Origin of the sequence: Nocardia sp. NPDC047648 (assembly GCF_040642815.1) — a bacterium.
GTDB classification, from domain to species: Bacteria; Actinomycetota; Actinomycetes; order Mycobacteriales; family Mycobacteriaceae; genus Nocardia; species Nocardia gamkensis.
Map to the genome: position 1 here is coordinate 40685 of NZ_JBEYSX010000020.1, position 12582 is coordinate 53266.

General features: G+C 69.6%; 14 protein-coding genes. 8 read left to right on the forward strand and 6 right to left on the reverse strand.

Annotated features, from left to right (window positions below):
* Nucleotides 1-6 precede the first annotated feature (6 nt).
* The gene (locus ABZ803_RS31375; protein WP_357044877.1) at nucleotides 7-1593 is read left to right on the forward strand and encodes a DNA polymerase Y family protein; all 1587 of its coding nucleotides are present in this window, start codon (nucleotides 7-9) and stop codon (nucleotides 1591-1593) included.
* A 125-nt stretch (nucleotides 1594-1718) separates the two neighbouring features.
* On the opposite strand, the gene ABZ803_RS31380 is transcribed toward ABZ803_RS31375, so the two are convergent.
* Nucleotides 1719-2417, reverse strand: a complete 699-nt coding sequence (locus ABZ803_RS31380; protein ID WP_357044878.1) for a class I SAM-dependent methyltransferase — start codon at nucleotides 2415-2417, stop codon at nucleotides 1719-1721.
* Between the two features lie 185 nt (nucleotides 2418-2602).
* Here ABZ803_RS31380 and ABZ803_RS31385 point away from each other — a divergent pair, with 185 nt between their 5' ends.
* Nucleotides 2603-3358 (forward strand): alpha/beta hydrolase, encoded by a 756-nt coding sequence (locus ABZ803_RS31385; RefSeq protein ID WP_357044880.1) that lies wholly within the window; start codon nucleotides 2603-2605, stop codon nucleotides 3356-3358.
* Between the two features lie 3 nt (nucleotides 3359-3361).
* Here the strand turns inward: ABZ803_RS31385 and ABZ803_RS31390 are convergent, their stop codons facing one another.
* A complete protein-coding gene (locus ABZ803_RS31390) occupies nucleotides 3362-4330 on the reverse strand; it encodes an SDR family NAD(P)-dependent oxidoreductase (protein ID WP_357044882.1) in 969 nt (322 codons plus the stop codon).
* 222 nt (nucleotides 4331-4552) lie between these two features.
* Here ABZ803_RS31390 and ABZ803_RS31395 point away from each other — a divergent pair, with 222 nt between their 5' ends.
* The 4 genes from ABZ803_RS31395 (at nucleotide 4553) to ABZ803_RS31410 (ending at nucleotide 9695) form a co-directional block, all read left to right on the forward strand.
* Nucleotides 4553-5008: a hypothetical protein gene (locus ABZ803_RS31395; RefSeq protein ID WP_357044884.1), complete on the forward strand. Its 456-nt coding sequence runs from the start codon at nucleotides 4553-4555 to the stop codon at nucleotides 5006-5008.
* A gap of 54 nt (nucleotides 5009-5062) precedes the next feature.
* The gene (locus tag ABZ803_RS31400) at nucleotides 5063-8425 is read left to right on the forward strand and encodes an error-prone DNA polymerase (protein ID WP_357044886.1); all 3363 of its coding nucleotides are present in this window, start codon (nucleotides 5063-5065) and stop codon (nucleotides 8423-8425) included.
* Between the two features lie 87 nt (nucleotides 8426-8512).
* Complete coding sequence (locus ABZ803_RS31405; RefSeq protein ID WP_357044888.1) at nucleotides 8513-9505, forward strand: DUF4349 domain-containing protein; 993 nt, start codon at nucleotides 8513-8515, stop codon at nucleotides 9503-9505.
* The gene (locus tag ABZ803_RS31410; RefSeq protein WP_357044890.1) at nucleotides 9462-9695 is read left to right on the forward strand and encodes a DUF167 domain-containing protein; all 234 of its coding nucleotides are present in this window, start codon (nucleotides 9462-9464) and stop codon (nucleotides 9693-9695) included. Before ABZ803_RS31405 ends, ABZ803_RS31410 begins: the two co-directional genes overlap by 44 nt.
* A 46-nt stretch (nucleotides 9696-9741) precedes the next feature.
* Here the strand turns inward: ABZ803_RS31410 and ABZ803_RS31415 are convergent, their stop codons facing one another.
* From ABZ803_RS31415 to ABZ803_RS31425, 3 genes are all read right to left on the reverse strand, one after another.
* Entirely contained in the window at nucleotides 9742-10206 is a 465-nt protein-coding gene (locus tag ABZ803_RS31415; RefSeq protein ID WP_062973267.1) for a tRNA (cytidine(34)-2'-O)-methyltransferase, read from the reverse strand.
* A 95-nt stretch (nucleotides 10207-10301) separates the two neighbouring features.
* A complete protein-coding gene (locus ABZ803_RS31420) occupies nucleotides 10302-10658 on the reverse strand; it encodes a PIN domain-containing protein (protein ID WP_357044892.1) in 357 nt (118 codons plus the stop codon).
* On the reverse strand, nucleotides 10655-10906 hold the full coding sequence (locus ABZ803_RS31425) for a hypothetical protein (protein ID WP_357044894.1): 252 nt from the start codon (nucleotides 10904-10906) through the stop codon (nucleotides 10655-10657). Before ABZ803_RS31425 ends, ABZ803_RS31420 begins: the two co-directional genes overlap by 4 nt.
* A gap of 255 nt (nucleotides 10907-11161) precedes the next feature.
* Between ABZ803_RS31425 and ABZ803_RS31430 the strand changes: the two genes are divergently transcribed.
* Nucleotides 11162-11407, forward strand: a complete 246-nt coding sequence (locus ABZ803_RS31430; protein WP_051174893.1) for a DUF3017 domain-containing protein — start codon at nucleotides 11162-11164, stop codon at nucleotides 11405-11407.
* Between the two features lie 38 nt (nucleotides 11408-11445).
* Here ABZ803_RS31430 and ABZ803_RS31435 read toward each other — a convergent pair whose 3' ends face one another.
* Nucleotides 11446-12087, reverse strand: coding sequence for a nitroreductase family protein (locus tag ABZ803_RS31435; protein ID WP_357044896.1), 642 nt, complete (start codon nucleotides 12085-12087; stop codon nucleotides 11446-11448).
* A 69-nt stretch (nucleotides 12088-12156) separates the two neighbouring features.
* Here ABZ803_RS31435 and ABZ803_RS31440 point away from each other — a divergent pair, with 69 nt between their 5' ends.
* On the forward strand, nucleotides 12157-12534 hold the full coding sequence (locus tag ABZ803_RS31440) for a helix-turn-helix domain-containing protein (protein WP_040864986.1): 378 nt from the start codon (nucleotides 12157-12159) through the stop codon (nucleotides 12532-12534).
* Nucleotides 12535-12582 lie beyond the last annotated feature (48 nt).

Consider the following 12582-nt stretch of genomic DNA (forward strand, 5'->3'; position numbering starts at 1 on the left):
GTCGCCGTGATCCGGCCGGGGTCGAAGCGGGTGCTCGCCCTGTGGTGCCCGGACTGGCCCGCGGTCGCCGCGGCGGCGTCGGCGGGCCTGCCCGCGACGCGGCCGGTGGCGGTGCTGTTCGCCAACCGGGTGGTGGCCTGTTCGGCGATCGCCCGAGCCGAAGGGGTGCGCCGCGGCCTGAAGCGCCGAGAAGCGCAGGCACGGTGCCCCGACCTGTTCCTCGCGCAGCAGGATCAGGACCGGGACGCGCGGCTGTTCGAACCGCTGGTCGCGGCGGTGGCCGCGACGGTGCCCGGTGTGGAGGTACTGCGCCCCGGACTGCTCGTGCTCGCCGCGCGCGGGGCGGCGCGGTTCTTCGGGTCCGAGGAGGCGGCGGCCGAGCGCCTGGTCGACGCGGTGGCCGCGGCCGGGGCCGAAGCGCAGATCGGGATCGCCGACGAGTTGTCCACGGCGGTGATCGCCGCCCGGCGCGCCGCGATCGTGCCGGTGGGGGCGGGTGCGCGGTTTCTCGCGCCGTTGCCGATCGGGGAACTCGCGGTGGAGCCCAGCCTGGCCGCCCCGGAACGCGCCGATCTGGTCGATCTGCTGCACCGCTTGGGTCTGCGCCGGATCGGTGATTTCGCCGCGCTCTCCGCGGCGGAGGTCGCCTCCCGGTTCGGGACCGACGCCGTGCTCGCGCACCGCTGCGCCAGGGCCCGGCCGGAGCGTCCGCCGTCCGCCCGGCAGCCGCCGCCGGATCTGGTGGTGGAGTATCGCTGCGATCCGCCGATCGAGCGGGTCGACGCGGCCGCCTTCGCCGGTCGCCTGCTCGCCACCCGGCTGCACGGTGCGCTCGCGGATGCCGGACTGGCCTGCACCAGGCTCTCGGTGCACGCGGAAACCGCGGCGGGGGAGGATCTCGCGCGGATCTGGCGCTGCGCCGAGCCGCTCACCCCGGAGGACACGGCGGACCGGGTGCGCTGGCAGCTGGACGGCTGGCTCACCCGGCGCGACGGCGCGCGGCCCACCGCGCCGATCACCGTGCTACGGCTGGAACCTGTCGAGGTGGTCACGGCGGGCGCGCTGCAACTCGGGCTGTGGGGCGGGGCCGGGGAAGAGGACGAGCGAGCCCGCCGCGCGCTCATCCGGGTGCAAGGGCTGCTGGGCGGGGAAGCGGTGCGGGTCGGCGTGCTGAGCGGCGGACGCGGGCCCGCCGAACGAATCACCATGGTCACGCTGGGTGACGAACTCGTCCCCGCGGCCGACCCAGCGCAACCATGGCCGGGCCGGCTGCCCGAGCCCGCCCCCGCCGTACTCCTGCTGAACCGTCCGCTGGTGCGGCTCGAAACCGCCGACGGCGCGCCCGTCAAGGTCACCGACCGCGCCATGTTCGACGCCGAGCCGGCCCTGCTGCGCTGGGGGAGCAAACAGTGGCGGTTGACCGGCTGGGCGGGCCCGTGGCCGGTGGACGAACGCTGGTGGGCGCCCGATGCGGACGACGCGGAACTCACCGCCCGCGCCCAGGTCCAACTCGACGACGCGCCCGCATCCAGCCGAGTGCTGCTGCTTGTCTACCGCGCCGAAACCTGGCGCGCCGAGGGACTTTACGACTGAGGGCCACAACCGTTACGCCCGCCGACCTCGGGTTGCTCTCGGCGGGTACCGGCTGGGCCCGGAACGGAATCGGCGTCGGAGACCAGGTGCTGCCACCGTCACCGAACCCGGGCTCGGCGGCTGGTTCACTCCGGCCGCGACCACACCGTCGCCAACGTGAACGGATGTCCGCGCAGGGCAGCCCATTTCGGCTTGCGGGCCAGGAACGCGTCGTCCACCAGCGCCTCGGCGACCTCGGTGAGGACCCATCCGGCGGCCAGACCGGCCGACAGGTGCTCGCTGATCAAATGCAGATGGGTGCTGATCGCCACCGGTTCGCCGGAAGGGTCGGTGTAGTGCGTCGGCATTCCCGACACCATGATGAACTGCGGGTGGTAGCTGACCAATACGCACCGGGCGCCCGGTGCGGCCAGGCGCCACGCCTCCGCGTAGAACGGCGCGAGCTCCGGTAGGTGCTCGTCGATCAGCGACGCGATCACCAGGTCGTAGGCGCCGCCCGGCAGACCCGTGTTCCGCACATCCGCGCGCGTCAGCGTGGTGTGGGCGCCGCGTTCGGCGGCCAGCGCCAGCATTCCCTCGCTCAGGTCGACCCCGTCGATGTGCGTCGACCCGTTGTCGCGCAGCCACGTTCCGGTGCGCCCGGTGCCGCAGCCCAGATCCGCCGCGCGCCGCACTCGGCCGAGGTCCAACCGCAATCGCCCGAGCAGAGCGAGATCCATCTCGTCCAGGACCGTCTGCTCGTAGGTGGGCGCCCACCCGTCGTATCCCGTGGCGACATCGACGGTGCGGTAGTCGCGGCGGTCGAAGTCGGCGAAGGAGGGCATACGGTGAGTATTGTTCCGGGCTCGCTCTCGCACCAGCCATTTATCGAGCGAGTCGAAACACCTTGGTTCGCATGAGTCTTCGCCGCGCGCCTCAGGAAGCCCGGGTCCCGCACCACACCTCTTCCGGCAGTGATTCGCGCTACATGACGCAGGGGAGTGCATGACTGCCGGTATCGTCGTTGGTCGTGGATCTGACGCTGGACCAGGTGACATCCGGAAACGTGCGGATCGCCTATCGGGATTCGGGGGTGGGCGCCGTCAGCGACATCCCCGTGCTGCTGGTGCACGGTATGGGCGGCGACGGGCACACATGGGACCGGTTCGCTCGTGTGCTGGTGCAATCCGGGCGCCGGGTGATCATCCCCGATCTGCGCGGACACGGTCGTAGCTCACATACCGATTCCTACCTCTTCGACGAGTTCGGCGACGATCTGCTGCGCCTCTGCGAACATCTGGAGCTGCCCGCGGTGGATCTGGTCGGGCATTCGCTCGGCGGTTACGCGGTGTCGCGCGTCGCGCAGGAGCGACCGGAGCTGGCGCGCAGGCTGGTCATGGAGGAATGCCCGCTTCCGCTGCGCTCCGGCATCGAGGAAATGCGCCTGACCCGCCGGTTTCCCACCGTGCCCGAGTTGTGGCACGCCACATCCAGCCTGGTGCGCCACCCGCGCGCGGTGGTGGCGTTCGACCGTGCCATGACGAAGACGGCGCTGGAGCAGTTCCGTAAGCCGAACCCGGAATGGTGGGACCGGCTCTCCGACATCACCGCGCCCACCCTGGTGTTGTGCGGCGGACCGGGCGGCATGGTGGATCCGGACAAACTCGCCGACCTGCGAGCCGGCCTCGCCGACTGCACCGTGACCACCTTCACCTGCGGCCACAGCATCCATCGCGACCGCTACCAGGAGTTCGCCGCGACCGTCCGGCCGTTCCTGGCCGGCTGAGGTTCACCAATGCGTACCGGGCACCCATCGGGCGGCCCGGCGCAAGGCGGTGCCCGTGACGCGCCGCGCGGCCGACCTGGACCGTCGCACGGGAAGCTGGTCCACGGGTTCGGCCTGTTCGTCGTCGGGCTCGGTCGGCTCGCCCTTGGCCGCGGGGGAGTCGGGCAGCGCGCGGTAGTAGCGGTGCAGGACACGGTCGCGGATCTTCGGGGTGAGCAGCGCGCCGTATTCGGCGATGGTGCCCAGCGGCACGTCGATGCGCTTGGGGCGTTCGGTCAGCGCCCGCACGATGGTCGCGGCCGCCCACTCGGGCGACTCGGCGGGGCCTTGGTCGCCGCTCGGGGTGATCATCGGCGTACGCACCAGCGGCATGTGGATGGTGGTGAACGTGACGCCGTCGGCCATGGTCTCGACGGCCGCCACCTCGGTGAACTTGTCCAACGCCGCCTTGCTGGCCAGATACGCGGAGAACCGAGGCGTGGCCACCTGCACGCCCGCGCTGCTGATATTGACGATGTGCCCGAACTTGCGTTCCCGCATCTGCGGCAGCAGGGCCAGCGTAAGCCGCAGCGCGCCGAAGTAGTTGACGGCCATGGTGCGTTCGAAGTCGTGCAGCCGGTCGGTGGAGCGGTGGATGGCACGGCGGATCGAGCGGCCCGCGTTGTTCACCAGCATGTCCACGTGGCCGTGCTCGGACAGGATGGTCTCGAGCACCTGGTCCACGGAGTCGGAATCGGTGACGTCGCAGGAGTATCCGTAGGCCGAGCCGCCCGCCGCCCTGATCTCGTCGACGACGGCGGTGAGTTCCTCGCCCCGGCGCGCGAGCAGGAACACCGTGGCGCCCTTGCCCGCGACCGCCAGCGCCGCCGCCCGGCCGATTCCGGAGGACGCCCCCGTGATGAGAACGTGCCGTCCGGTGAGGTCGCGGTTGCGGCGCCCGCGCCGGGCGGGTTCGGCGGATGCGTCGGTCATCGCTGCTCCTTTGCAGGTGTGGTCGAAATGAAACTTACTCTGAAGTAAGTTCACTGCCAAGTGGCCCTGGTCACACTCGCGAGCGCCGGGCCCGGTGGCGGCGGCGTGTCGCCCGGCGCGGCTCGGCGTCTTCGAGAACCCCACGGGTGCGGGGTTTTTCCGGGCGTGCGAAACGTTCGAACAACGGTCGAAACGTTCGAACATATGTGCGATACTCTGCGCATGTCGGACGATCGGATGGCGGAGGTGTTTGCCGCGGTGCGGCTCGGTGGCGTCGACCCGGCGGCGGGGCGGCGGGCGTTGGAAAAGCTCTGGGGTGAACTCGGCGATCACGGTGGAGCGCTGCAACGCTGCGTGGTCGCCCACCATCTCGCCGACCTCCAGGAGGAGGCCGACGAGGCGCTGCGCTGGGATCAGCGGGCGTTGGCCGCGGTGTTCGCTCCCGGCGTGCCGCTGGACGAAGGTCTGCGCGGTTTCTTGCCGTCGCTCTATCTGAACCTGGCCGACAGTCACCGCCGGGTCGGCGAGTTCGAAGTGGCCAGGATGCAATTGGCCATCGCGCGCGGGCATCTCGACGTCCTGGCCTCCGATGCCTACGGCGCGCTCATCAGGACTCGCCTGAGCGGGGTCGAAGCCGCCATCGCCGCCGGTTCCGTCGAACGTCTTTCGGTGGCCTGACCAGCCTGTACATCGATCTTGTTCGAATGTATGTTCGAGGCGAGGAGGTGGGTTGTGGGCTGGGGAAACGGTCCGCCCAGCTGGGCGGAGATGGAGCGGGTGCTGTCCGGGCGCTCCGGACGGACGAATCCCGACGGGGTGGTCCGGGGCGACGGCGGCGACAGCCCGGCGTGGTCGCGCAAGCGCGGCGAGTACCGGCCCGGGCCGGTACTGCGCGCCGCGGAACCGCCGGTCCCGTACGCGGAGCTGCACGCGCATTCGGCCTACAGCTTCCTGGACGGCGCCAGCCATCCGGAGGAACTGGTGGAGGAGGCGGTGCGGCTCGGCTTGGCGGCGATCGCGCTCACCGATCACGACGGCTTCTACGGCACCGTCCGCTTCGCCGAGGCGGCCAAGGAGTGGGGGATGCCCACTGTCTTCGGAGCCGAACTGTCGCTCGGCACGGCATCCGAACCCCACGTTCCCGGCACCGCGCGCGGGCACGCCGCCGCGCCCGACTCGGCGCCGCGCACCGGCGCGGCGGACCCGGCCGGGCCGCACCTGCTGGTGCTGGCTCGCGGCCAGGAGGGCTACCGCAGGCTCTCCCGCGAGATCGCCGCCGCGCACATGGCCGCCGGAGAGAAAGGCATCCTGCGCTACGACCTCGACACGCTCACCGCGGCGGCCGATGGGCACTGGCACATCCTGACCGGGTGCCGGAAGGGCCACCTGCGCCAGGCGCTCGAGCTCGACTTGCGCGGCGGCGGCACCCGGCTCGAGCGCGCGGAAGCGGCGCTGCGTGACCTGACCGACCGCTTCGGAACCGACCGGGTGAGCGTGGAACTCACCCATCACGGCGTCCCGGAGGACGACGAGCGCAACGCTCACCTCATCGCCTTGGCCGATCGTCTCGGCCTGCCCGTGCTCGCCACCACCGGGGCGCATTTCGCCGCGCCCGGCCAGCGTCGCCGAGCCATGGCGCTGGCGGCGATCCGGGCCAGGCAGAGCCTGGACGAGATCGCGGGCTGGCTGGCCCCGGTGGGCGGCGCGCACCTGCGGTCCGGGGCGGAGATGGCGCGGTTGTTCGCCGACTGCCCGCAGGCGGTGGCGAACGCGGCGGCACTGGCTCGCGAATGCGCCTTCGACCTGAAGCTGATCGCCCCGCACCTGCCGCCCTTCGACGTGCCCGCCGGACACGACGAGCAGTCCTGGTTGCGCGAACTCACCATGGCGGGCGCCGCTGCGCGCTACGGGCCGCCGGAGGGGAACCCGGAGGCGTACCGGCAGATCGAGCACGAACTCGCGGTGATCGGCAAGCTGGAATTCCCCGGCTACTTCCTGGTGGTGCACGACATCGTCAGTTTCTGCAAGAACAACGACATCCTCTGTCAGGGTCGTGGCTCGGCGGCCAACTCCGCGGTCTGCTACGCGATCGGCATCACCAATGTCGACCCGGTGCGCAACCAATTGCTGTTCGAGCGCTTTCTCTCCCCGGAGCGCGACGGTCCGCCGGATATCGATGTCGACATCGAATCCGACCGCCGCGAAGAGGCGATCCAGCACGTCTACCGCAAGTACGGCCGCGAGTACGCCGCTCAGGTGGCCAACGTGATCACCTATCGCGGCAAGTCCGCGGTGCGCGATGCCGCACGGGCGCTGGGTTTTTCGCCCGGTCAGCAGGACGCGTGGAGCAAGCAGGTGAGCCGATGGACAGGGGTCGGCGCCGAGACGAACACCGACATCCCCGCCGAGGTCCTGGAACTGGCCGCCGATATCGAGGGGTTGCCGCGGCATCTCGGCATCCACTCCGGCGGCATGGTGATCTGCGATCGGCCGATCGCCGACGTCTGCCCGGTGGAGTGGGCGCGCATGCCCGGCCGCAGCGTCTTGCAGTGGGACAAGGACGATTGCGCGGGCATCGATCTGGTGAAGTTCGACATGCTCGGCCTCGGCATGCTCTCCGCGCTGCACTACATGATCGACCTGGTGCGCGAGCACAAAGGCGAGACCGTCGAGCTGCACTCGCTCGACCTGGCCGAACCCGAGGTCTACGAGATGCTCTCGCGCGCTGACTCGGTCGGCGTCTTCCAGGTCGAGTCGCGTGCGCAGATGGCCACCCTGCCCCGGCTGCGGCCGCGCAGCTTCTACGACCTGGTGGTGGAGGTGGCGCTGATCCGTCCCGGCCCGATCCAGGGCGGTTCGGTGCATCCCTACATCCGCAGGCGCAACGGTGTGGAGGACGTCGTCTATGACCATCCGGCGCTGAAGAACGCGCTGGAACGCACGCTCGGTGTGCCGCTGTTCCAGGAGCAGCTCATGCAGATGGCCGTCGACGTCGCCGGATTCACCGCCGTCGAAGCCGATCAACTGCGCCGCGCCATGGGCTCCAAGCGGTCACCGGAACGCATGAAGCGTCTCGAGGCGCGGCTCTACCAGGGCATGCGCGAGCGTCACGGCATCACCGGCGAAGTCGCCGACCGCATCTACGAGAAGCTCTACGCCTTCGCGAATTTCGGTTTCCCCGAGAGTCATTCGCAGAGTTTCGCCGCGATCGTGTACTACTCGGCCTGGTTCAAACTGCATCATCCCGCCGCCTTCTGCGCGGGTCTGCTGCGCGCCCAGCCGATGGGGTTCTACTCGCCGCAGTCGCTGGTCGCCGATGCGCGCAGGCACGCGGTCGCGGTGCACGGCCCCGACGTCAACGCCAGCAGGGCCGAGCCGACCCTCGAGGCGAAGGGCACCGAGGTGCGCCTCGGTCTCGCCGCGATCCGCCAGATCGGCGACGACCTCGCCGAACGCATCGTCACCGCCAGGGGCGAGCGGCCCTACACCTCCTTCCTCGACCTGACCGGGCGGGTGGAACTCACTGTCGCCCAGGCGGAATCGCTCGCCACGGCGGGCGCGCTCGGCAGCCTCGGCAGCACCCGCCGCGAAGCGCTCTGGGCGGCGGGCGCCGCGGCGGGCGAGCGCCCGGACCGGTTGCCCGGTACCGGCGCGGCCACCACCGCGCCCGCCCTGCCCGGGATGAGCGATGTGGAACTGGCCGCCGCCGACGTGTGGGCCACGGGCGTCTCGCCGGGCAGTTATCCGACGGAGTTCCTGCGCCCGCACCTCGACACGCTCGGCGTGATACCGGCTTCCGGCCTGCTCGCCGTGCCCGACGGCTCGCGGGTGCTGGTGGGCGGCGCGGTGACGCACCGGCAGCGTCCCGCCACCGCCGAGGGCGTCACCTTCCTCAATCTGGAAGACGAAACCGGCATGGTGAACATCGTCTGCTCGCTGGGGCTGTGGCGGCGGTACCGGCGTCTCGCCCAGGGCGCTGCCGCACTGCTCATCCGCGGCCGGGTGCAGAATGCCGAGGGCGTGGTGAGCGTGGTCGCCGAACATCTACAGCGCATGGATCTGCGGATGGCGTCCAAGTCGCGCGACTTCCGTTGAGCCGGTGCATTAAAGAAGTATTAGAAGCGTTCTAGGAAACGGTTATGCGGGGCTGTTCGCGCAGCGCAAAAGGCTACTGTGCCAGGCATGAGGAAGCTTGCTGTGCTGTGTGTCGGCGTGCTGGGGTTGAGTCTGCTCGCCGGCTGCGGTGCCGATAACCCCCAGCCCGCTCGAGACCGGACGTCGACGGCGATCACCGGGCCCGCCGCCCCCGCGCTCGTGCCGCCGGGAGCACACGAACTGGCGCCCCCGAAGCGGGACAACAACTCCGGCGGCGAGCCCGTGTCCCTGCGCAAGGAAGTGGTCACCGGCAGCGTCGAGATCACCGCGGGCGCGCCCGTCGCCGCCGCGGGCACGATCATCGACCAGGTGCGCGCCGCCGGTGGCCGGGTCGACAGCCGCACCGAGCAACCCGGAACCGACGACACCGAGCCCAGCGCCACGCTCGTCGTCCGGCTGCCCGCGGACAAGACCGACGCGTTCATCGCGGGCCTCGGCGGGGTCGGGCAGGTCACCCGGGTCACCACCAACCGCGACGACGTCACCATGCAGTGGGAGGACCTGGACGCGCGGATCAAGGCGCTGCAAGCCTCGGTCGAGCGGCTGCGCGCACTCATCGCGGGCGCCACCAGCACCTCCGACCTGCTCGCCGCCGAACAGGCGCTGTCCAGCCGCCAGGGCGAACTGGACAGCCTCACCGCGCAGAAGCGGCGGCTCGACGACCAGGTCGCCCTGTCCACGCTGACCATCGAGATCACCACCGATCAGAAGAAGCCCGGCGACGACCCCGACAGCTTCTGGGACGGCATCGTCTCCGGCTGGAACTCCCTGGTGGACTGGCTGCGGGACGCGGTCGTGTTCAGCGGCAAGGCCATCCCGTGGCTCGGCTTCCTGGCGGTGGCGGCCGCCGTGCTGTGGGGCATCGTGCGCCTGGTGCGCCGCCGTCGCAAGCCCGCCTCGGGTGCGGGAGAATCAGCGCCCGCGAAGTCCGCGAGCAGCGCCGCCGATGGCGCGGAAACCAGCGCAGGAGGCAAGCGTGCCGACGGTGGTCAGGGCGACGATCAAACCGAACAGCCGTAAGGGCCCGCTGGTGGAAACCCTCGACGACGGCAGCCTGCAACTGTACGTGCGGGCTCCGGCCGTCGAGGGCAAAGCCAACAAGGCGGCCATCGAGTTGCTCGCCGAACACTTCGGAGTCGCCAAGTCCGCCGTCCGGCTGGCGGCGGGCGCGACATCGCGCTTCAAACGATTCGAGATCGACCTACCCTGACACGCTGTCTCGCTGTGGGTTCCGCACAGAAGATGGACGGAGCGGATCAGACACCGCCGGGGAATCCGAGTTGACGCCAGGCTTCGTAGACGGTCACGGCGGCAGCATTGGAGAGGTTCATGGAGCGACGGCCGGGCACCATCGGGATGCGCAGCCGGTCGGTGACGTGCGGGTCCGCCAGCACCTCCGCGGGCAGGCCGGTGGGCTCGGTGCCGAACAGCAGCACGTCGTTCTCGCGGTAGGCCACCTCCGTGAACCGAGTGGTGGCCTGCGTCGTGAACGCGAAGACTCGCTCCGGCCGCAACGCCTCCCACGCCGCCGCCAGATTCGCATGCACCGTCACCGACGCCAGATCGTGGTAATCCAACCCGGCCCGGCGCAACTTCGGCTCCGACAGATCGAACCCCAACGGCTCGATCAGATGCAGATGGCACCCGGTCCCCGCGACCAACCGGATCGCGTTGCCGGTATTCGGCGGAATGCACGGCTCGTGGAACATCAGATGGAACACGGGTGCCAGTCAATCAGGTGGGCAAGAGCGACCGACGATCAGTCGGGCAGCAGTCGGAGCGGCACCGGGTGACGGGTCCGGACCGCGCTGAAGTGTCACCGATCCAGGGTTGCCACTTGCTTCACGTCAAGTCGTTCGGCGACGGCCAGGACGGCGGCATCTACAGCACCGAGCGGGAAGTCGGCATACTTTCGCACCAGCTCGGCCATCCGCAACAGATCTGTCCGGGTGAGATCGATGAGCTCGATTTCGTCGTTGGCGATGGATTCCAGAAACGTCGCCTCGGTAGAAGGTCCCACTCGCGTTTCCAAGAAATAGCAAACTTCTGCCAGAACTGGACTTGGAACCAGTAGCGGCCCCGGGTGTGTCTCGAGGAGATCGAGGCAGCGGCGATGATCCGCGTCGTTCTTGTTGAGCACAGCGACGAGCGGACCTGTGTCGCAGACGATCACTCGGCTTGCCTACCACGTTCCTCGCGGAGCAGGTCTTCCGACCTTGCCGCCAGATCTGGCTCTGGCTGCATCACGCCGGCAAACGAGAGGCGTCGACGCCGCTCACCTGGCGGCTCGATGGCGGAGCTTCGCTCAGCGGTATCGGTGACGACCAACTGCAACGCGACAGCCCGCAGCGCATGCGCCTGGTCCGGGGTGAGCCGATCGACCAGACGATGTAGATCTTCGTACTCGAACGCTGCGGTCATGGGTTCGATTGTAGTGAGGACTGCACGCTATAGCGTTGACTACGCACTACCCGTGCCTGCCGCCGGACACTCCGGGAGAAGACGCCGCAGCCGTGTGCCACTCGCCGCCAGGAATCGGGCTGGTTCCGATCGGGCTCGGTGACCTCCGGCGGACCGACGGGGGTGGTCTGCAAGAATCGGGGGGTGACCGATGCCGACGCGCCTGTGTCCGGGCGCCGCAGTGCGGGGGCGCAGTTTCTGCGCTCCCATCTGCCGATGGTGGTTGTGACGCTGGTCATCGTGGTGGCGGTGGTGTTCGTCGCGTCCGATCGGTGGCGGCGCGGGGCGTTCTTCTTCGGTGGGGCGACGCTGCTGGCGGCGGCGTTCCGGCTGTGCCTGCCGACCGCGCGGGTCGGGCTGCTCGCGGTGCGCAGCAAGCCCTTCGATGTGGGCGCGCTGACGCTGCTCGGTTCGAGCATCCTGTTCCTGGCGGCCACGATCAACACGCTCGGCGTCGGCTGACCGCTCCGGAAGGGCGCCCCGGCTGAGTCGCCCATCGATCAGAGGGCGTATCGCTCGGCGAAAACCGTCCGCTCGCGCGGCCGGCGGCCGGGATGGGGTGGAACGGTGTCGCTGTAACCGACTGTGACCAGGACCGCGACGGCCAGATCGACACGATCGCCGACACCGACGGCCTGCTTCACCAGTTCGGCGTCCCACCCGTTCATCGGGGCCGAGGCCAGGCCGAGACCGGTGGCCGCCAGCATCGCGTAGGTGGCCGCGATCATCGCGTTCTTCACCGCGTTCTCCCGCAGCAGGCCGTGCCGTTCGAGCGCGTGATACTCCGCGCGGGTGTCGAACATGGCGGTGAAGTCGGCGTTCCACGCGCCGCTGCGGCCGGCGAGTTCGGCGATATCGGCATTGCCCGCTCGCCAGGCGTCGACATCGGCGAGGAAGACCAGCACCACCGGCGCCTCGAGCGGTTGGGGCTGACCGAACGCGGCTTCGTGCAGGGCGCGGCGGCCGGCTTCGCCGGTCACCACGACGACCGACCGGTCCTGCATGTTCCAGGCACTCGGGGCCTGCATGGTCAGGTCGAGGAGTTCTTCGAGCAGCTCCGGCGCTACCGGATCGGGCCGGTAATGCCGGACGGTGCGGCGGGTTCGAATGACGTCGGCAACCGAAAGTGTCTGCGTTTTCATAATTCTTACTATCGGAGAGTGACACTCGAATAGGAAGAAGGCACTAAATAGTGCGCTACACTCCGAAAGGTGCCCACATACCTCGAAGGCTCCGGTCTCCCTGCGGACGTGTACTCCGCGAAGTGCCCTACGCGGGAGGTTCTCGACCACATCGCGGGCAAATGGACGGTGCTGATCATCGACGCGCTCGCGGACGGCACCATGCGCTACACCGATCTGCGCAACCGCATCGAGGGCATCTCCCAGAAGATGCTGACGCAAACTCTGCGGCAATTGGAGGCGGACGGATTCGTCACGCGCACAGTGCATCCGACGGTCCCGCCCCGCGTCGACTACACCCTCACCGATCTCGGCCACAGCCTGCGCACGCCGATCGCGGCGTTGCGGGACTGGATCGAAAGCAACATCAACCGGATCGAGGCGGCGCGACGAGGCGCGGCGCTCTGAGCGCGGGGCAAACAGTGCTCGTTACGTCGCGCGCGGACGCTTCGGCGC

What these genes read in the sequence shown, in the direction of transcription:
- ABZ803_RS31380 (WP_357044878.1), bottom strand. Translation starts at nt 2,417, where the DNA reads ATGCCCTCCTTCGCCGACTTCGACCGCCGCGACTACCGCACCGTCGAT.
- ABZ803_RS31390 (WP_357044882.1), bottom strand. Translation starts at nt 4,330, where the DNA reads ATGACCGACGCATCCGCCGAACCCGCCCGGCGCGGGCGCCGCAACCGC.
- ABZ803_RS31395 (WP_357044884.1), top strand. Translation starts at nt 4,553, where the DNA reads ATGTCGGACGATCGGATGGCGGAGGTGTTTGCCGCGGTGCGGCTCGGT.
- ABZ803_RS31405 (WP_357044888.1), top strand. Translation starts at nt 8,513, where the DNA reads ATGAGGAAGCTTGCTGTGCTGTGTGTCGGCGTGCTGGGGTTGAGTCTG.
- ABZ803_RS31425 (WP_357044894.1), bottom strand. Translation starts at nt 10,906, where the DNA reads ATGACCGCAGCGTTCGAGTACGAAGATCTACATCGTCTGGTCGATCGG.
- ABZ803_RS31430 (WP_051174893.1), top strand. Translation starts at nt 11,162, where the DNA reads ATGGTGGTTGTGACGCTGGTCATCGTGGTGGCGGTGGTGTTCGTCGCG.
- ABZ803_RS31435 (WP_357044896.1), bottom strand. Translation starts at nt 12,087, where the DNA reads ATGAAAACGCAGACACTTTCGGTTGCCGACGTCATTCGAACCCGCCGC.